At 50.6% G+C, this 18,031-nt stretch carries 15 protein-coding genes; 2 read left to right on the forward strand and 13 right to left on the reverse strand.

What is annotated here, in order from left to right; translation table 11 throughout:
• Positions 1–10: 10 nt before the first annotated feature.
• The 8 genes from J7J49_RS15670 to J7J49_RS15705 all read right to left on the reverse strand — a co-directional run bounded on the left by J7J49_RS15670 (position 11) and on the right by J7J49_RS15705 (position 8,548).
• Entirely contained in the window at positions 11–871 is an 861-nt protein-coding gene (locus J7J49_RS15670) for an amidohydrolase family protein (protein WP_215093889.1), read from the reverse strand.
• A gap of 2 nt (positions 872–873) precedes the next feature.
• Entirely contained in the window at positions 874–2,010 is a 1,137-nt protein-coding gene (locus J7J49_RS15675) for a mandelate racemase/muconate lactonizing enzyme family protein (protein ID WP_215093891.1), read from the reverse strand.
• A gap of 39 nt (positions 2,011–2,049) precedes the next feature.
• A complete protein-coding gene (locus J7J49_RS15680) occupies positions 2,050–3,330 on the reverse strand; it encodes a TRAP transporter large permease (protein ID WP_215093893.1) in 1,281 nt (426 codons plus the stop codon).
• 3 nt (positions 3,331–3,333) lie between these two features.
• Positions 3,334–3,870, reverse strand: coding sequence for a TRAP transporter small permease (locus J7J49_RS15685; RefSeq protein ID WP_215093895.1), 537 nt, complete (start codon positions 3,868–3,870; stop codon positions 3,334–3,336).
• Positions 3,871–3,931: 61 nt separating this feature from the next.
• A complete protein-coding gene (locus tag J7J49_RS15690; RefSeq protein WP_215093934.1) occupies positions 3,932–4,966 on the reverse strand; it encodes a TRAP transporter substrate-binding protein in 1,035 nt (344 codons plus the stop codon).
• Positions 4,967–5,027: 61 nt separating this feature from the next.
• Positions 5,028–5,945, reverse strand: a complete 918-nt coding sequence (kdgD, locus tag J7J49_RS15695; protein ID WP_215093897.1) for a 5-dehydro-4-deoxyglucarate dehydratase — start codon at positions 5,943–5,945, stop codon at positions 5,028–5,030.
• Positions 5,946–6,102: 157 nt separating this feature from the next.
• Positions 6,103–7,428, reverse strand: coding sequence for an enolase C-terminal domain-like protein (locus J7J49_RS15700; protein ID WP_215093899.1), 1,326 nt, complete (start codon positions 7,426–7,428; stop codon positions 6,103–6,105).
• A gap of 358 nt (positions 7,429–7,786) precedes the next feature.
• Positions 7,787–8,548 carry a metallophosphoesterase gene (locus J7J49_RS15705; RefSeq protein ID WP_215093901.1) on the reverse strand — a complete coding sequence of 254 codons (762 nt, stop codon included), beginning with the start codon at positions 8,546–8,548 and terminating at the stop codon, positions 7,787–7,789.
• A 1,255-nt stretch (positions 8,549–9,803) separates the two neighbouring features.
• Here J7J49_RS15705 and J7J49_RS15710 point away from each other — a divergent pair.
• Positions 9,804–10,565 carry a M48 family metalloprotease gene (locus J7J49_RS15710; RefSeq protein WP_064236180.1) on the forward strand — a complete coding sequence of 254 codons (762 nt, stop codon included), beginning with the start codon at positions 9,804–9,806 and terminating at the stop codon, positions 10,563–10,565.
• 100 nt (positions 10,566–10,665) lie between these two features.
• On the opposite strand, the gene speG is transcribed toward J7J49_RS15710, so the two are convergent.
• Positions 10,666–11,217, reverse strand: coding sequence for a spermidine N1-acetyltransferase (gene speG, locus J7J49_RS15715; RefSeq protein WP_064236179.1), 552 nt, complete (start codon positions 11,215–11,217; stop codon positions 10,666–10,668).
• A 76-nt stretch (positions 11,218–11,293) separates the two neighbouring features.
• Positions 11,294–12,514, reverse strand: coding sequence for an NAD(P)/FAD-dependent oxidoreductase (locus J7J49_RS15720; protein WP_215093903.1), 1,221 nt, complete (start codon positions 12,512–12,514; stop codon positions 11,294–11,296).
• 114 nt (positions 12,515–12,628) lie between these two features.
• Between J7J49_RS15720 and ltaE the strand changes: the two genes are divergently transcribed.
• Positions 12,629–13,636, forward strand: coding sequence for a low-specificity L-threonine aldolase (gene ltaE, locus J7J49_RS15725; RefSeq protein WP_215093905.1), 1,008 nt, complete (start codon positions 12,629–12,631; stop codon positions 13,634–13,636).
• Between the two features lie 3 nt (positions 13,637–13,639).
• Here the strand turns inward: ltaE and J7J49_RS15730 are convergent, their stop codons facing one another.
• The 3 genes from J7J49_RS15730 to J7J49_RS15740 form a co-directional block, all read right to left on the reverse strand.
• Positions 13,640–14,245 (reverse strand): LysE/ArgO family amino acid transporter, encoded by a 606-nt coding sequence (locus J7J49_RS15730; RefSeq protein WP_215093907.1) that lies wholly within the window; start codon positions 14,243–14,245, stop codon positions 13,640–13,642.
• Between the two features lie 226 nt (positions 14,246–14,471).
• Entirely contained in the window at positions 14,472–15,371 is a 900-nt protein-coding gene (locus tag J7J49_RS15735; RefSeq protein ID WP_215093908.1) for an ABC transporter substrate-binding protein, read from the reverse strand.
• A 148-nt stretch (positions 15,372–15,519) separates the two neighbouring features.
• The gene (locus J7J49_RS15740; RefSeq protein WP_215093909.1) at positions 15,520–17,967 is read right to left on the reverse strand and encodes a TonB-dependent siderophore receptor; all 2,448 of its coding nucleotides are present in this window, start codon (positions 17,965–17,967) and stop codon (positions 15,520–15,522) included.
• Positions 17,968–18,031 lie beyond the last annotated feature (64 nt).

The following is an 18,031-nucleotide window of genomic DNA, read 5'->3' on the forward strand; positions in this document are numbered from 1 at the left end:
ATGGACAGTCTTAGAAGCCGTATAGCGCGGCGGGGTTATCCACTAGGATCTTTTTGCGAGTATCCTCATCTGCCCAATGCAGCAAGACATCGAGCTGTTCTGCATCATCAGGATACTGCTCCCTGGGTACGCCAACATGCGGCCAATTTGAGCCCCAGATCACTCGATCAGGAGCATGCTGGATAAGCCGCTTAGCGATAGGGCCGACATCGTCGTACTCAGGCCCTCCGCTTAGGCTAGCTTCATAACCGCCGCAAATTTTTATCCATGCATTACCACGATCCAGCAAGCTTAGTATCTGGTCGACACGAGCATCATCAGCGGCCACAGGCGGCATAAATTTACCGATATGATCGATGATGTAATCAGTTTTTATCGCTTTCAGTGTGGCCATGTAATCGTCTATCTCATGGCCATTAAACTGCACCATCAAGTGCCAGCCAAACGCACGTATTCGCTCCTCAACCGCAGCCAGCCCCGCTATTCCCACGGCACCACCGGGTAGCTGCATAATTCTGGCGCCACGAGCGCCTTGGATGTGCATTGCTTCGATCTCTGATTCAGAGGCATCAGGCGCTACCGCCACGATCGCCCTGGCACGCTCCTGCCCGATTTCCGCCACGCCTTGTAAAATCGCCCGATTATCAAACTGGTAGGCATTGGGCTGGGTTACCACGACACGCTCTAGCGAGAGCCACTTTTGCAGCTTTTGGTAGTCAACAACGGTGGCCAGCTCAGGGATTTTGGGGCCACCCGGCTGCGCTTCATAGCCGGGTAGATAAAGGTGAACATGACAGTCAGTTGCCCCTGCAGGCGCTTTTAATGCAGGAGGTGATCCTGTTAACGGACGTGTATTAACTGGGATAGACAATGTTACTTCTCCTTGAGCGCGTAGTTGGACAGCGCGTCGCGATTAATTTCAATCCCCAACCCTGGGCCATCAGGAATCGTCACCACCCCATTTCTATGTTCAAGAGGCGTTTGCACGACGGCTTGCCGGAAGGGGTTTTCGGTGCGGTCGAACTCCATAATAGGTTCAATAGGCTTACGACGAGGCGGGTTAGGCGGTAGCGCAGCCATAAACTGTAGGCTGGCAGCCAGACACACCGCGGTGCCCCATACGTGGGGCACCAACCGCACGCCGTGCATGGCCGCCATATCAGCGACCCGGCGCATTTCGCTAAAACCACCTACGCCACAAATATCCGGTTGCACGATATCTACCGCACGACGGGACAACGGCGCCTGCATGGCATAGCGACCGTGCCAGTTTTCACCACTGGCAACGGGAATCGGCTGACCAGCGCGAACGGCTTCATAGGTAGAAATTTGCTCTGGCAACACAGGCTCTTCAAACCAGTCGATACCAAATGGTGCGGCGCGCTGCCCTAGCTCAATGGCTTCCAGGTAGTCATACCCGTGATTGGCATCGATCATCATGCGCATATCCGGCCCAATGGCATCACGTACGGAGGCAATCACTTCCAGATCCTCCTCGACATCGAAGCCGATTTTAATCTTGACGGCGTGAAAGCCTTCCCGGCGGTAGCCTGCCACTTCGGTGGCAATATCGGTTACCCGATCAACCCCTGCCCGGGCGAACGAACCGGTTGCATAAGCACGTACACTCTCACGGAAGCGCCCGCCCAGCAGTGTTGAGATCGGCACGCCAAAGTGCTTTCCTTTGATATCCCACAGCGCAATATCAATACCGCTCAAGGCCGTCACGGTTAAGCCACGCTGGCCTTGATCACGCAACCGGTTATAAAGGGTTAGCCAAATCTTTTCCGTTTGCAGCGGATCTTCACCGACTAGCGATTGCGCGTAGACCTCCACAATCGCTGCGTTAGGCTTAGCCGGCCCTAAGCACTCACCCCAGCCGATGGTGCCATCATCGCAGACGATTTCGACCAGGCAGTGCTGACGCCGCGAAAAGTGCATGGAAGCACTCTCAAACGCTGTCTCAAGTTGGTAATCGAGTATATGGGTGTTTACGGCGACGACTTTCATAATTGATGTATCCTTTTCGCGGCTTTATTCAAAGCGCCCTTATTGGAAAAAGCTGGGCAGCGTCAAAGAGATAGCAGGTACATAAGTCACCAGCATCAAGGCCACAAACAGCGCTAAGAAGAACGGCCAGATTGTGCGCACCGCCTCCTCAATTTTAATTTTGCCAATCACACAACCGACAAACAGACAAGCACCTACGGGTGGCGTACACAGGCCTAGCCCCAGGTTCATCATTAAAATAATGCCGAACTGTATAGGATCCATGCCGAACTGCATGGCTACCGGCAGAAAAATAGGCGTGCAAATAAGGATTAACGCCGCCATGTCCATAATCATGCCTAAAATCAACAGGATGATATTAAGCATAAGGAAAATAACCAGCGGCTTATCGGAAATAGCCATCAGCCCTGTCGTCAGCATTTCCGGAACATTGTAGAGCGCCAGCAGGTAAGAGAATGCCGATGCACACCCAACTAAAATCATCACTAGCGAGGTGGTTTTTACCGACTGAACAACAGCGGCTTTGAAAGAAGCCCAGGTCAATTCACGGTAAACTAGGCCGGTCACCACAATCGCGTAGATAGCCCCGAAGGCACCGGATTCTGTCACGGTTAGAATGCCCGAGAGCACCCCGCCGACGATAATCACTGCGGTCATCAGGCCAGGCAGGGAGGCAAAAAAGCTGATAATTAGCGCATTCCAACCAGGAAAGGCTTCGCCTTTATAGCCACGCTTAACCGCCACGATATAGGCTGCAACGGCTAAGCTAATACACATCAAAATGCCTGGGACAATACCGGCGATAAACAGTTGGGTAACGGAGATACCACCACCCGCCGCAACTGCATAAAGAATCATGTTATGGCTAGGGGGTATCACTACGCCTGCGATTGATGAGGTCACGGTCACGTTGACGGCATAGTCAGCGTCATACCCCTTCTCTTTCATCACCGGGATAAGGATAGAACCTAACGCCGATGTGTCTGCCACTGCCGAACCAGAGATTCCTCCGAAGAGCATGGAAGAGCTAATGTTCACCATTCCCAAACCGCCACGCACCTTGCCCACCATCGCTGAAGCCAAGCGCACAAGGCGAGTGGAGATACCGCCGTGCATCATTAACTCACCAGCAAAGATGAAGAAGGGAATCGCAAGCAGTGAAAAAACGGAAATACCGGATAGGATACGTTGAAAGGCAACAAATAGAGGCAACCCTTCATAAAGGAAGGTCACAACGGCGGCCAATCCGACAGCAAAAGCAACCGGTGCGCCGACTATAAGGCCTAAGAAAAAGATCCCGAAAAGAATAATCAGACCCATCGTTTATACCCTCTTAACTTTTCGAGACATTAAACGCTGCGCTATATCAGCGGCTGCAAAAAGCATGATTAACACACCACAAATCACCAGGGGAGCCGCCCGCCAACTCTCAGATAGACCTATCATGGGAATAGCCCTTTCCAAGTTTGACATCACTAACGTCCAGCCTTGGAAAGCCATGAAACCGCCAAAAAAGAAGATAAAAAGGTCAGAAAGGTGGTGCATCAAACCGCGCAATGGGCCAGCAAAGCTTTCACGAATAAAATCAATATTCAGATGGCTATGGTGCCTAACCCCTGCCGCTGCGCCTAAGCAGGTAATATAAACAACCAGTACTAACGAGGCTTGCTCAACCCAAGTAGGCGTATTATTCAGCACATACCGGCCGAAAACTAACCACCCAAATATTAGAATAAGAGTGACTAATAAGATCCCCGCAATAAGAATACATAAGCTGGCGACACCATCTAAGATTCGATTCAGCGAGCCGCCTTCTTCCGCGTCTTCCTTATCGACCTGCGATTCAAGTTCGATACTCACGGCACATTTCCTTTTCAACTTCTGGCAGCATTAGCTGCCAGAAGCGTGTGGGTGACAAAGTTTACTCGGTAGCGCGAATTTCCTCGATCAGCTCACCTGTGCCAGGATTACTAGCGATGAAGTCTTCATACATGGGTTCCATAAGCGCCTGGAAGGCGGCTTTATCGTCCACTTCATTAATTTCAACGCCGTGGTCGAGGACGATCTGACGACTCTCTTCTGAGCTTTCTACCCATAGCTCACGCTGACGTTTGGAAGCCTCTTCGGCTACTTCACGAACAATGTCCTGATCTTCTTGCGAGAGTTTTTCCCAACTTGATTTAGCCACACACAAGCACTCAGGAATAATTAAGTGCTCGGTTAACGAGTAGTAGCCCGTCGCTTCATAGTGGTTGCTTGACTCAAAAGAGGGATAGTTATTTTCAGCACCATCAAGCACGCCAGTGGTTAAGCTCTGATACACCTCACCATAAGACATCGGCGTGGCATTACCACCCATAGCAGCGATCATATCGACGTAAAGATCGTTATTCATTACCCGAATCTTTAAGCCTTTAACATCTTCAGGGGTTTTAATAGGGCGTTGGGTGTTATAAATGCTGCGAGCACCCGAATCGAACCATGAAAGAACCACCAATCCTTTGTTTTCTAAAGCGTCGGCAAAGCGCTCGCCAATTTCTCCGTCCATTACTGTATGCATATGTTCAACGTCATTGAACAGGAAGGGTAACGAGAATACGTTGGTTTCTGGCACGATGGGCCCCATCGGACCCATATTAAAGTTGGCAAAATCCAATGCCCCGTTACGGGTCTGCTCAATGGCGTCTGACTGGTCACCCAGCACGGCATTGTTATAAACACGTGGAGTAATGCGGCCTTCCGTTTGTTCCGCCACCGCGTCAGCAAACTCTTCTAACGCTACCGTATTAGGATAGCCGTCAGGATGAATGTTCCAACCACGCCAGTTATCTGCTTGAGCAGGCAGTGCAAAGGCGATGAGTGCCATTATGCTAGCGGTAGGCAGCAATGCTTTTACAGAGCTGGTTTTTAAAGAGCTAGTTTTCAATGAGCTGGTTTTCATGGCGCTGTCGCTCATGCAGTTATTGTGTGTGCGCATGTTTAACGTCCTCTTATTATTGGTAATAGTTAGTAGTGAATTAATACTTCTTTGCTACATCAATAAGTGCTTCAAGCTGCTGGCACTCATCTTTAGTGGGCATAGCCAGCGGTGCGCGGACACTGCCCGCAGGGCGGCCGACAATTTCAGCACCTGCTTTGATGAGGCTCACGGCATAGCCTGCTTTTCGATCCCTGAGATCCACGAAAGGAATAAAAAAGTCATTGGTGATCTGCTTCACAACTTCTTTATTGCCTTTGCGTAACTCCTTGTAAAACGTTACCGCCATTTCCGGTACGAAGTTGAAAACGGCAGAAGAGTAAGTATTCACACCAATGGAGACGTAAGCTTCAGCAAAAATTTCCGCCGTGGGCACGCCGCCGATATACACCAATCGGTCGCCAACAGTTTTGACGATCTTGTTGAGTGCTTGGATATCGCCTTTGCCATCTTTTAGCCCCACCAAGTTAGCGCAGTGGTCGGCGAGTTGCTGAACCGATGAGGCATTCAAAATGCCATTGCCACGATTGTAATAAATCACGTTGATAGAGGTGGCATCACAAATTTGGCGTGCATACTCCACTAAGCCATCCTGTGGGCACTCGGTAAGGTAAGGCGGCATCAACAGAATGCCATCGGCGCCCGCCTCTTCAGCCGCTTTTGCAAAGGCTTTGCCTGTCTCTACGCTTAAGCCAGCACTGGCGATGACCGGCAAGCGCCCGTCAATCACTTCGACCGCCACGCGAACAATTTCGCGATATTCCTCTAGAGAAAGACTGAAAAACTCTCCTGTACCACCCGCGACAAAGACCGCGGAAATCTCGTGGCTAATGAACCACTCAAGCCGCTTGCGATAGCTCGCTTCATCAAAACGGCCCTGACTATCGAAGTCCGTGATGGGGAACGATAGCAAGCCATCGCCGATGGCTTTGGTTACTGCTTCTCTTGAAAACGTCACGTTACGCCCTCTTTGTGAATGCGTTGACCATTGAGTGAGCAGATATCAGCCGGCCAACATCTTATGTAATACATCATACAACCATCAAGATAAGTATCGTTGAAGCGTGGCGCAAGCAGAACTGTTAAAATTTAAACCAAAGTAGCAGTTACTAGGATTAACGAACCAAGGCAGGCTGCTTCGGATCAAACTCCCAACCAGGTATTAGAAACTGCATGGCCATGGCATCATTTCGCTGCGTGGTATCAAGCGACTTATAAAGAGCGTGCGCTTCCATAAGTTTCTCTTTATCCAGTTCAACACCTAGCCCTGGCGTAGTGGGCACCTTCAGCTTGCCATCGCGAATGAGTAGGGGTTCTTTAGTAATACGTTGGCCGTCTTGCCAAATCCAATGAGTATCAATCGCAGTAATCTCGCCCGGGCAAGCAGCGGCAACGTGGGTCATCATGGCGAGCGAAATATCGAAGTGGTTATTGCTGTGAGAACCCCAAGTCATCCCCCACTCATTGCAAAGCTCACCCACTTTGACAGCACCTTGCATGGTCCAGAAATGACAATCTGCCAAAGGTATATCAACGGAATTAAGTTGGACGGCGTACTGCAGCTGTTTAAAATCTGTCGCAATCATATTGGTAGCCGTAGGCAGGCCAGTGCGCTTCTTAAACTCGGCCATCGTCTCGCGCCCAGAGTAGCCCTCTTCTTGGCCACAGGGGTCTTCAGCGTAGCTGAGCAGGTGTTTGATAGGCTCCAGCACTCGTACCGCTTCATCAAGCTTCCAGGCACCGTTGGGATCAAGCGTTAGTCGCGCATCGGGGAATGCATCATGGAGCGCGCGAATGCAATCGGCTTCGTCTTCGCCACGTAATACTCCGCCTTTTAATTTAAAGTCTTTAAACCCATACCGCTCATAGGCGGCTTTGGCTAAGTTCGCCACGGCTTCGGGTGTCAGTGCTTCTTGGTAGCGTATTTCGTCCCAGGTATCTTGAGGGTTATGCGCTTTAGGATACGGCAGGTCTGTCTTGGCCGGGTCTCCCAATAAAAACAGGTAGCCCAATGCCTCGACTTCATCACGCTGACGACCGTACTGCCCCAGCAGATCGGCGACGGGCAGTTGCAGTGCCTGCCCATAGAGGTCTAATAGCGCCGATTCAATCCCCGTGATGACATGCACCGCTACACGCAAATCAAACGTCTGACGCCCCCGTTCTTCGCGCCCGTTCTGGGCTAACCGCAGGCGAACCTGATTGAGGGTGTGCTTGATGTTATTGATTTTCGAGCCTTCCACCAGCTCACGGCACTGCTCCAATCCCTTAAGAATTCCACCGCTGGACGGAATCTCACCAACGCCTTGGTTACCGGCATCATCCTCAAGGATAACCACACAGCGAATAAACCAAGGTGCATGACCGCCGCTGAGGTTTAGCAAAAAGCCGTCAAGGCCCGCTACGGGTATAACACGCATAGTCTTGATTTTCGGGAACATATATTTATTACCTATTATATTATTGATCCAGTAATTGTTTCTTTAACGGGCCTAACCCGTAGCTGCATTATCAAATGAAACCAAATCATGGTTACTGTTTGAATAGACGCGAATGACGCAAGCAATAACTTTTTACATCAATATAAATTCACTGGACATTGAGCGCACCGACAATATGGGTTACTAATCTGACCATCAAATATGTAATACATCATACAAATAGAAAGATAATTATCATACAGTGATGGCGCAAGCAAAAGCCGTAGAATTTAAACCAAAGTAGCGAGCAAAGACCTTTCACCACCGATGTCAAAAACGCTCAACCTTTATAGCTAACCTATTGTAAATAATTATATTTTTAAACCTCAACTACCCAATCTGGCTTAAACAGCACTGGGTTGAACTCGTCGGGGTAACCGCCAGGGTTGGCAATGACACGCGTGCCGTTGCGCAGAATGTCCACGGGCTCGTGAACATGCCCGTGCACCCAAACATCCATCTTGCCCATTAGGTGAGGCAAGTGGGAAGCAAACGCTGGGGATAACGCGTCGCCCAGGTATTGGCCTGGGATGCAATCGTGCAGCGGGGCGTGGTGGCTAACCACCACTTTTGGGCCATCAAATGACTGTGACAGCTCGTTTTCTAGCCAAACGAGGGCTTCAGCGTGTACCTGCTGGCTCGCCTGCGGTGTGAAGGTTACGCCAGGGGGCATTTGCACGCTTTTAAAATCGGGCATGTAGCGTAGCGCCTTAGATTCAGTATCGGCGGGGTTTTGAGTTGGATCACCGGCGTAAAGCGCAAAGTCAGTCCATAGCGTAGTACCGTAAAAGCGCACGCCATTGAGAGTTACGGCACGGTTATCCAGTAGTTCAATGTCGAGCCGCTCGGCTTCGAGCGCCAGCTCATCACGCAGCAGCGGCATGCAGGTACCGTAAAACTCATGGTTACCCGGAACATAGATAATCGGCGTGTCCGGAAAGCGGGAACGCGCCCAGGCAAGACCTTCGCAGTGGCGGTGAATATCTCCAGCCAGGATGACTACATCGGCAACCACCTCAGGCAGCTCGCGGTTGCCGTCAAAAAATTCCAGGTGTAGGTCAGACAAAATACGTAGACGCATAGGGCTCCTCGTCGCCAATATTTATGCAAACCACCATAACCATCTCAAACTACCGTAACCAGCCTAGGTCACTTTGTCGCATAGCACGGTGCAGCACCACATTCATGCTGCATTGCAGCAAAAATAGGCTACAATAAAGAGGTAGTCCCAAAAGGAGGACCGCACAATGAGTTTTTTAATAACATCCCCTGCTCGCGATAATGAAGTTCTAGAGTACTGGAGCTTGAATGCTCAGTGGCATCGTGCCGCAGCTGAAGCGCTGAAAGCCTACCTAGGCTAAATCAGGTGCTTTTCTACCCTTAAGACCAAAGAAAAACACCGAAGCCGGAATATTTTCCGGCTTTTTAATGCTTATGAAAACCTTTTCCATTCAAAGACCTAATATCGTTCTACAGGCATATGTAAGCCATAGCTTACAAAAAATGGCAAATCACCTACATCGTTAGGACTAGCTCTTCGCAGAAAAAGCTCTTAATATCTCACAACAGCTAAATTGCTGCTATGCACAACACAGGCTGTGTACAACATAAGCTTTTTACAGCATCTGATTTTATAACATGTTTTTACAACATTTTTTACAACAAGGTCTCAACGAATTCTCTGACCCCCTGAAAGAGGAATGAACGCCATGCAACACTTAGTTACCCCTGCACAAGCGTTGGAAGTTGATGTTATGGAAGTGTGGGCAAAACGCGCTCTACAGCAGCGTGCGGCACTTGACGCTATTAAGGCCTACCTGCGTTAAGCATAGATACGGCATGCTGTTTTAGCTCCATACAACGCCTCGTTTACACGAGGCGTTTTTTATTCTTACAGTCAATTGTAATGGGCAGGCTTCGCTATCAATTGGCTGGTCGGGTCAAATGCCCTCAAGGTGTTTTTATCATTTATGGATCAATGACTTACGCAGTAATTTTGCAAACTGCTGTATTTTTATTGAAAACGGATGTCAGCACAAGAAAACCTCCTCAATTAAGCGTTCTCCTCGTAAAGATAAATCGCTTTAATGTTATCCATCGCTACGATTAATTACACTTTTGAAATTTTCAAGCAGTAACAATCAGCGCTACGCTTAGCGAAGTAATGGCTTTAAGCACAACAATACGGTGTTCGTAGTCGACCTCAATAATCTTCTTTACAGTAGGGTATGGAGTTACACAAAGGAATGGTCTAATATTAGTTCGGCTAATAAAGGCGCAATACTCAACGTGCAGACTCTTCTTGTTATGCACGCACATTGACGAAGGAACGGACGATGCAAACACCTTTTTTGGTTCGCAAAACATCTTATGCTTTAGGTTTAGCGGCAGCACTTGCCCTTAGCGGCTGCCAGTCAGGCGCTGACCTTGGAGGTCTGATGTCTGCGGGCTCCAGTTTGGCTGGCGCTGCCACGATGTCGGATCAACAAATGCAACAACTTGGCGATCAAACCATTGCCCAGCTGGATTCTCAAAACCGCCTTGTTGCAGACGACAGTCAGTATGCACAACGTTTGGCGAAGCTAACCCAGGGCTTAGAAACAGTCGACGGCCATACGCTTGACTATAACGTTTATCATTTAGACGACGTTAATGCTTTTGCGGTACCCAACGGCTCCATCCGGTTGCATAGCGCGCTGATGGATGAGATGACCGATGATGAAGTACGCTACGTTATCGCCCACGAGATCGGACACGTCGCGTTAGGGCACTCCAAACGTGCTTTCCAGGTTGCCTATGCCGCGTCCGCTGCACGTGAAGCAGCTGCTGCTAGTGGCAGCACCACCGCCGCCGCACTTTCAAGCTCTGAGCTTGGTGATTTGGGCGAAAAGCTTGTCAACGCTCAGTTCTCGCAACGCCAAGAGAATGAAGCTGATGACTATGCCATTGAGCTAATGCAGCGCCACAACCTGAATGCAGAGGCATCCGTTGCAGCCCTACGCAAGCTAGAAGCCAAATACGGCAATGACAGCAGCGTCTTTTCCAGCCACCCAGCAGCGGGTGATCGTGCAGAGCGCCTAGAAGCTTCCTTCCAGTAAGATGAAGAAACCTGTACTCCTGCTAAATTCGCCCCGGTGATGCCTAGCGGGAGTACAGGTTGCTACTAACAATAAAGCAAAAGGGCAACACCCCCTCACTCTAGGCCCATTCGCCACTCTCTTCTTGCTGTTCTGACAATTGGGTTAGGTAGGTGCCCTGCAAGATATACATCCGCTTTACATCGCGGTACTTGCCATTGATAAAGAACTCCTGCACCAAGTGGCCTTCTTCAATAAAACCACTCTCTTCGTAAAGATGGATCGCTTTAACGTTCTCCACCGCCACAATGAGGTATACCTTGTGTAGGTTTAGAATTGTGAATGAGTAGTGCAATGCTTGGCGAATTAAGGAGCGGGCAAACCCTTTCCCCTGGTGATCCGGGGTAATAATGATTTGAAACTCGCCGCTGCGATGGATGTAGTCGATCTCAATCAGTTCTACCAGGCCAATGGCATTTCCATGGCTGTCCTCCGCGACAAAGCGCCGTTCGGCGTTGTCATGGATGTGCTTGTTATACAATTCCTCCAGCTCATCAAATGACTCGTAAGGCTCTTCAAACCAGTACGACATAATGCTCTGGTTATTGTTTAGTTCATGAACAAAGCGCAGGTCGTTGCGCTCCAGTGCACGCAAATAAAGTTGGTGGCCCATTACCCGCTATCCTTATGAATATCCGTTAAGATATACGCGTTTTAAGCTTGCCTGCTACCCAATTTTTGCATTTAGGCTAGGCCATTTTGGCTAAGCGTTTAAATGAAAACAGCTCCGCCAAGGGGTGCTCTCTACCCTCAATAAGCGCTCGCAGCAGTTTGGCGCCTATCATGCTGTAGCTGATGCCGTTGCCGCCATAGGCCATGGCGAAATGTACGCGTGGGCCCAGGGCATCATGAGGCCCGAAAAAAGGCAAGCCATCGCCGGTTTCCGCAAAGGTACCGCCCCAAGAGAATGTGGGGTTAATATCTAGCCTAGGCCATAGCGCTTCTATCTTAGCTGCCAGCCCCTCGGCCTTCTCTTCTACCCTCGCGTCGCGGCGCTTGGGAATATCTTCGTCGTCATCGTCTCCGCCCACGAGGAGTCGCCCATCGCAGGTAGTGCGCATATAGAGGTAGGGTCGCGCTGACTCCCATACCATGGTGTGGCGTAACTTACCCAAGGCCTCTGGCGGTAGCGGGTCAGTGATAAGCGCATAGCTGCTGAGATTGTCGGCCACCTTTTCTGGCAGCCAGGCTTGCGACTCATACCCTGCAGCCATCACCACGTACTGGCAGCGCAGCTTGGCACTATTGGCCAATGTCAGCGTGACACCCTGGTCGTCCGGCGTTATCGTCTCCATTTGCGTGCGGTCATATACCTCTCCCCCGCGCTCGACCACCCTGGAAAACAGCTGATACGCCATACGATAAGGATCAATCGTGGCGGCTAGCTGAGTAAGAATAGCACCGGGTGCCTCAAAGCCGTACTCCGCCAAAATAACCTCGCGCTCAAGCCATTCGGCTTCAAACCCGTTTTTTTGGCGCAGTGCTAACTCCTCCTTAAGCGGCGCGACATCCTCTTCGCTACTGGCGTAGTAAAGGCTTTGCTGACGCTCAAAATCCACATCACCCAGCCCTGCCGCCAGGGATTCAAGTTCGCCAATGGCTTCGGCGCAGGCACGGTAGGCAAGCACTGCATCGGCCTCCCCATAGCGCTCGGCTAACGCTGTCATATGGGTATCAATTTCGTACTGCAGTAACGCAGTACTGGCGGCTGAACTACCCCAGCCCACATCCCGGCGCTCCAGCACCACCACGTGGTGGCCGTTGCGGCTTAGCTCATCAGCAATCAACGCGCCTGTAATGCCGCCACCAATCACTACCACCTCGCATTGGTGATCGCGGGTCAGTTGAGGAAAGGTTTTCAATAGGCCATTTTTGACCGCCCAAAAGGGATAACCACTTTTCAGATCCATCTGTTTGCCTTTGCTTGAGAGACTTGCAGTATGCTGTTAACCATAGATGGTTCCCCAGAACTTGCATGAGAAAACGCTTCCGAGTGATTGCCCCACACAATAAAGGAGATGCGCATGATTGATTTACGCAGTGATACGGTGACCCGTCCGACCTCTGCCATGAAAGACGCCATGATGGCCGCCCCGGTTGGCGATGATGTGTGGGGCGATGATCCAACGGTCAACGCGTTTCAAAACAATTTAGCCGAGAAGGCAGGCAAACAAGCGGCGCTTTTATTTCCTAGCGGCACACAAAGTAATCTGGTGGCGCTCATGGCCCACTGCGAGCGCGGCGATGAGTACATCGTTGGGCAGTCGGCCCATACCTACAAATATGAAGGCGGAGGAGCAGCTGTACTGGGCAGCATTCAGCCACAGCCGATTGAGAACGCTGCCGATGGCACCCTGCCCCTGGAGAAAATTAGTTCCGCCATCAAAGCCGACGACTTTCACTTTGCCCGCAGCAAACTGCTGGCACTGGAAAATACGATTGGCGGCAAAGTACTGCCCGCAGACTACGTATTGAAAGCCACCGAACTGGCCCGGGAACGGGGATTGGCAACGCACTTGGACGGCGCGCGGCTATTCAATGCCGCTGTTGCTACCGACACCTCACTCAAGCAACTGTGTCTGCCGTTTGACAGCGTGTCGCTATGCTTTTCAAAAGGCATGGGCGCCCCCATCGGCTCGGCCCTGGTGGGCTCGCAAGCATTGATCGACCGCGCACGACGCTGGCGGAAAGTAGTGGGTGGCGGCATGCGCCAATCAGGTATTATCGCCGCCGCCTGCCAGTATGCGTTGGACCATCACGTGGCGGACTTGGCCGACGATCATCGCCGTGCAGCGCGACTGGCAGAGGGCTTGGCTAGGCTGCCCGGTGTCGAAATCACCTCTCAAGACACCAATATGGTGTTCGCGCACTTCCCCGACGAGCATGTTCAGCCGCTCTCTTCATGGCTCAAAGAGCACGGCATTTTGATCGAGCTACTCTACGCCACGCGTTTTGTTACCCATCGCGATGTGAATGACGCGGATATCGACAAGGTTATCGCGGTGATGGAGGCCTACTTTAGCCGCCACTAATAACTAGCTGGCATTGAGCGCTAGATGCATGGCGATGCCAGCCATCATCAAGCCAATCAGACCGTCAATAATGCGCCACGCGATGGGCTTTGAAAGCCAAGGCGAAAGCGCGGCACCGCCCCAGGCCAGCAGGCTAAACCAGAGTATGGAAGCGGTAGAGGCCCCCGCCACAAACACACCGGCGCTCTCCTGCTGGGCGCCAATGGCAGGTATCAGCAGCAGCGTGTCCAGGTACACCTGTGGATTGAGTATGGTGACCGCAAGAGTGGCGAAAATCACTTTGGTTAAACTGGGCGCTTTGCCCGCCTCGGCGCGAAGCCCCCGCCGCCCGCTAAAGGCCCTAAACAACGCCTGGGCCGCCAGCCAGCTTAAAAACACTACGCCCACCCAGCGCATGACTTCCAACGCGCTGGGCATCGTCAGCAGAAAAGCACTCACCCCAAACATGCCCGCCGTAAGCAGGATAATATCCGCACTCATGCACAGCCCCGCCGACCACCAGTGATACTCCCGGCGAATGGCCAAGCCTAATATGTAGGCGTTTTGCGCCCCAATCGCCATGATAATGCCGCCGCTCACCACCAGCCCGGTGATATAACTTTCCCACATTGCCCCGCTCCCAGTGCCAGAATAAGCGTCGTGTTGATCAATCTGGCACTAAGATAATGGGCACCACTGATAACTAAAAATCATCCTGCTAATGGGGTATTAGTTTTTCTTATTATAAAACCGTTTATCAATGTCGGAAAAACGCACGGCGAATCAGCGTTCCGATGAAGCAGTGGGCTGAGGCTCAGTGGGTGCTTCAGGCCTGTGACTGGGCAGAATCAAAAGATTAATTGCTAGTACTGTCTTCAAAGGCTTCGACTAACGATGTTGAGAACTGATATGCAGAAGGTAGTGCACCGAACACCCAGAATGGAGGAACTGTTAATAAATTGTTTTCTCGAATGCTGGGTACATACTGCCATAGGCCACGGTCGGAAAGCTGAGTTGCTATATTCCCGGAAAGTTGTGGGCCTTCCACGATTACTAGTCGCGCATCAATGCCGATTAGCGCCTCGACTCCAACAATCGAAAATCCCTTCTGGTTTGTTGGTTCTTGCCAGGCGTTGGAAAGACCCAACTGGTCAAGTACGGCTTGAACTAAGCTATTTTGTCCATAAACCCTCACATGGTTTAAATCTAAAGCGCGAATAATTAGCAGTGGTTCGTTCCATTCCGTGATTCTATTTTTTAGGTGTTCAATTTTATCTTCAAGGTCGGCAATATATACCTCGCCAGAATCTGGCAACATAATAGCCGAGGATAATTTTCTTGTGAAATCTGTAAGTTCATTCCATCTGTCTACGTCTTCTTGGTAGATAGTGAAGCGATGTGTGTTGTATGTGTCTGATAGTTGCTCATCGGATACGGCAAAAACGCTGTCTGACACTATTATGTCTGGATGCATTGATGTAATAAGTTCAAGGTTTGGTTGAAATGAGATACCAACTTCCACTGTGTCTTCCGGAAGGGATCTGATGCTTCCCCATTTTTGATAATTATCTCTCATTGACATACCTATTGGGGGCGCACCAATGGCGACCAGCGTTTCGGCAGTAGTCCAACTAAGGGCTATCGTAGAAGGAGGAGAGGAAGCATGACTGATGGTTGATATAAAAAAAGAAAGATATAAAACCAATGCGCGCAGACAAGATTCGTTGCTTACATTTAATTGAGAGAGAATATTCATGTTTTCTCTATATAGGGTAAGGATTGTAGCAAGAGGCTTATAGATCTCTCATTTGGCGGCAATTTTAACACCCAATTTAATGAATTTTAAATTGCCGCCAAGTTAGTGTTCTTTAGAATGGCAGGTTTACTCCCCTGCTCATGGCTTATTAGAAACTATAATCCATAGTAAGCATAAAATTTCTTGGCGCACCGTAATAATTATGCCTATTTCCGCCTCTAACTGTAGAGTAGTACTCCTTATCAGTTAGGTTATTGCCATTCAATGAGATGTCCAAGCTCTCACTGACTTGATAGCCGAGCAGTGCTGAAACAGTGGTGTATCCACCTTGCTCAGTTCGAATATCCCCACTTTGGGCATAAATTCCACTAAAGGTATTTACACCTGCACCAATGCGCCATCCCTGATTTTCAGTGTCACTAAAGCGATAACGTGACCATAGGTTGAAATTATGCTCAGGTGTGTCCGGTGAAAGCGTGAGGCCTTCTGAGTTAGCGTCCTTCACGAACTCTGTCTGCGTATAAGCATAGCCAGCACTGAGATCCCAGCGAGGCAACAACTGACCGCTGACTTCAAGCTCGACCCCCTCACTCCTTGCTTCGCCGATAGGAATTGAGAAACCAGGATTATTAGGATCCGTATAAGCACGGTTGGTGTCTTCAATACGGAAAACTGCGACATGCCAGTTTAACTCGCCCTCAAGATTGGATCCTTTGATCCCTATCTCTATTTGGTCACCTTCACGTGGATCGATAAAATTGCCATTTCGGCCTGTGGACAGTTGCGGTTCGAAGAAACCGGTGTAACTGGCGTAAAGATTGATTTCAGGGTTGAGTCCATAGATCAGGCCCGCATAAGGAATGAATTTAGATCCACTGCTATCATTCTCGCTCTTTGCACCTCCAGCGCTGAGGAAAGTCTCCGTTTCCCACCAATTAATGCGCCCCCCTAAGGCAAGAGTAAGAGGATCAAATAAGTTGAAATTAGCTTGGCTATAGACTGAATACTGCGTGCTGGCCTGGTCAGAACGAACAGGGTTTTGATCGAAAGTAGGAGGCTCTGAAGTTCTATGGTCGGAAGAGAAAATACTGGCTGGAACAGTGATCGGGTTGCCAGACGCAAATGTACGGTTAACTTCCCTGCTCAAATAGCTGGTGCCGAGTACGGCTTCGTGGGTGCTCCCAGCCAGTTCAAAGGGAGTACGTGCCTGAAGTTCGAGATAATCATCCTGGCGTTCTTGATCCCACTGGATTCGGCGCATCAAGAATTCACCGGTACCAGGTGAAACGGACGAATGGCTTTCACTCTTTTGGAGGTTGGAATCTCGGTTCAGGTGATTGGCTTTAAAAGTGATTTCAGCACCATTGCTCAACCGATGCTCCAATTCCACAAAATAACGCTGTGCATCACCGGCTTGTTTTTCCCAATCTGAGCCTAGATACGTAGAGCGACTAACATTGAGTAGAGAACCATCACTGTAGATCGGTAGTCCCGAGTTAGGGCGGAACTCTTCGTCTTGTATGGTTGCCCCCAAGGACAGTGTGGTATCCGGGGTCAGGTCAAATTCCAAGGTTCCATAACCGACTTTATTATCCGAATATACATTATCGATGAAGGAGCCTCGATCATCATAGACACCGACGAAACGGCCCCGGACTCGCCCATCACTATCCAGTGCGCCAGTTACATCAACTACCCCCCGATAAGCATCATCTGTACCGGCAGAAAGGGTAACTGAGGCTTGGCTTTCAGCTAAAGCACGTTTGCGCACCAGGTTGATGGTACCGCTGGGCTCGCCAGACCCATGGAGAATACCCGCAGGCCCACGTAGAACCTCAATACGATCGAGTAAGGCTGTATCAAATACTCCAGCGCTTTCCCAGGCACTTTCTGGACTCTGAGCAGGACTACCATCAATGAGAAAGGAGTTAATATTATAGCCTCGAGACTTGAGCTCGTACTGATTGGGCCCGTACTCACGCACGGTCATACCAGTAACATTGCGCATGGCCTCGGCCAATGAGGTCGTACCTTGATCATCCAGCCGTTCCCGCGTCACGACGCTGACGGACTGAGGCGTTTCCTTAACTAACTGAGACGCTAAACCGATACTAGCGCTTTCACTCGTATAGGAATCGCTGTTCTCGGTCATGCCGTAGGGCAGACGCGCTCCTGTCACCTCAATAGTCGACAGCGCCATCCCATCTGGCCGCTCCTCCAGCCGATAGCTTCCATCCCCCTGCCGTACGGCCCTAAGGCGGGTGCCATTCAGCAGCCGTTCGAGCCCTTCATCTACCCCATACTGGCCCTGCAGGCCAGGGCTTTGGCGCCCTTCGCCTAGCTCGCCAGCACCGCTGATAAAAACACCAGCCTCAGAGGCAAAGCGGTTGACTACCGTGCTGACCGGGCCCGCAGGGATAGCGTACTGGCGTATTTGCTGCTGGGTGGTTTGCGCCATGGCGGGTAGCGATAGCAGCGGCGTGGCTAGCAAACCGGCGGCGGCGAGGTGAACTGCCAGCGCGAGGGCGCGGCGGCGCTTTGGAAACGGACGGGTGGCGGTAGGCGATGGAGGTAATACAGAGCGTTGTTGCGGCATATCGGTTCCCCTTGCAGATGGTTTTTGGCTGCTTATATAGGGGAATCGAACCAGCGCGAAAAAA

Source organism: Halomonas sp. ISL-56, assembly GCF_018612805.1.
Classification (GTDB): Bacteria; Pseudomonadota; Gammaproteobacteria; order Pseudomonadales; family Halomonadaceae; genus Vreelandella.

Bases quoted from the DNA above. Each gene is read 5' to 3' on its own strand.
- J7J49_RS15730 (WP_215093907.1), bottom strand. From the start codon at position 14,245: ATGTGGGAAAGTTATATCACCGGGCTGGTGGTGAGCGGCGGCATTATC.
- J7J49_RS15735 (WP_215093908.1), bottom strand. From the start codon at position 15,371: ATGAATATTCTCTCTCAATTAAATGTAAGCAACGAATCTTGTCTGCGC.
- J7J49_RS15700 (WP_215093899.1), bottom strand. From the start codon at position 7,428: ATGTTCCCGAAAATCAAGACTATGCGTGTTATACCCGTAGCGGGCCTT.
- J7J49_RS15705 (WP_215093901.1), bottom strand. From the start codon at position 8,548: ATGCGTCTACGTATTTTGTCTGACCTACACCTGGAATTTTTTGACGGC.
- J7J49_RS15690 (WP_215093934.1), bottom strand. From the start codon at position 4,966: ATGAGCGACAGCGCCATGAAAACCAGCTCATTGAAAACTAGCTCTTTA.
- J7J49_RS15710 (WP_064236180.1), top strand. From the start codon at position 9,804: ATGCAAACACCTTTTTTGGTTCGCAAAACATCTTATGCTTTAGGTTTA.
- speG (WP_064236179.1), bottom strand. From the start codon at position 11,217: ATGGGCCACCAACTTTATTTGCGTGCACTGGAGCGCAACGACCTGCGC.
- J7J49_RS15720 (WP_215093903.1), bottom strand. From the start codon at position 12,514: ATGGATCTGAAAAGTGGTTATCCCTTTTGGGCGGTCAAAAATGGCCTA.
- ltaE (WP_215093905.1), top strand. From the start codon at position 12,629: ATGATTGATTTACGCAGTGATACGGTGACCCGTCCGACCTCTGCCATG.
- J7J49_RS15740 (WP_215093909.1), bottom strand. From the start codon at position 17,967: ATGCCGCAACAACGCTCTGTATTACCTCCATCGCCTACCGCCACCCGT.
- J7J49_RS15680 (WP_215093893.1), bottom strand. From the start codon at position 3,330: ATGGGTCTGATTATTCTTTTCGGGATCTTTTTCTTAGGCCTTATAGTC.
- J7J49_RS15675 (WP_215093891.1), bottom strand. From the start codon at position 2,010: ATGAAAGTCGTCGCCGTAAACACCCATATACTCGATTACCAACTTGAG.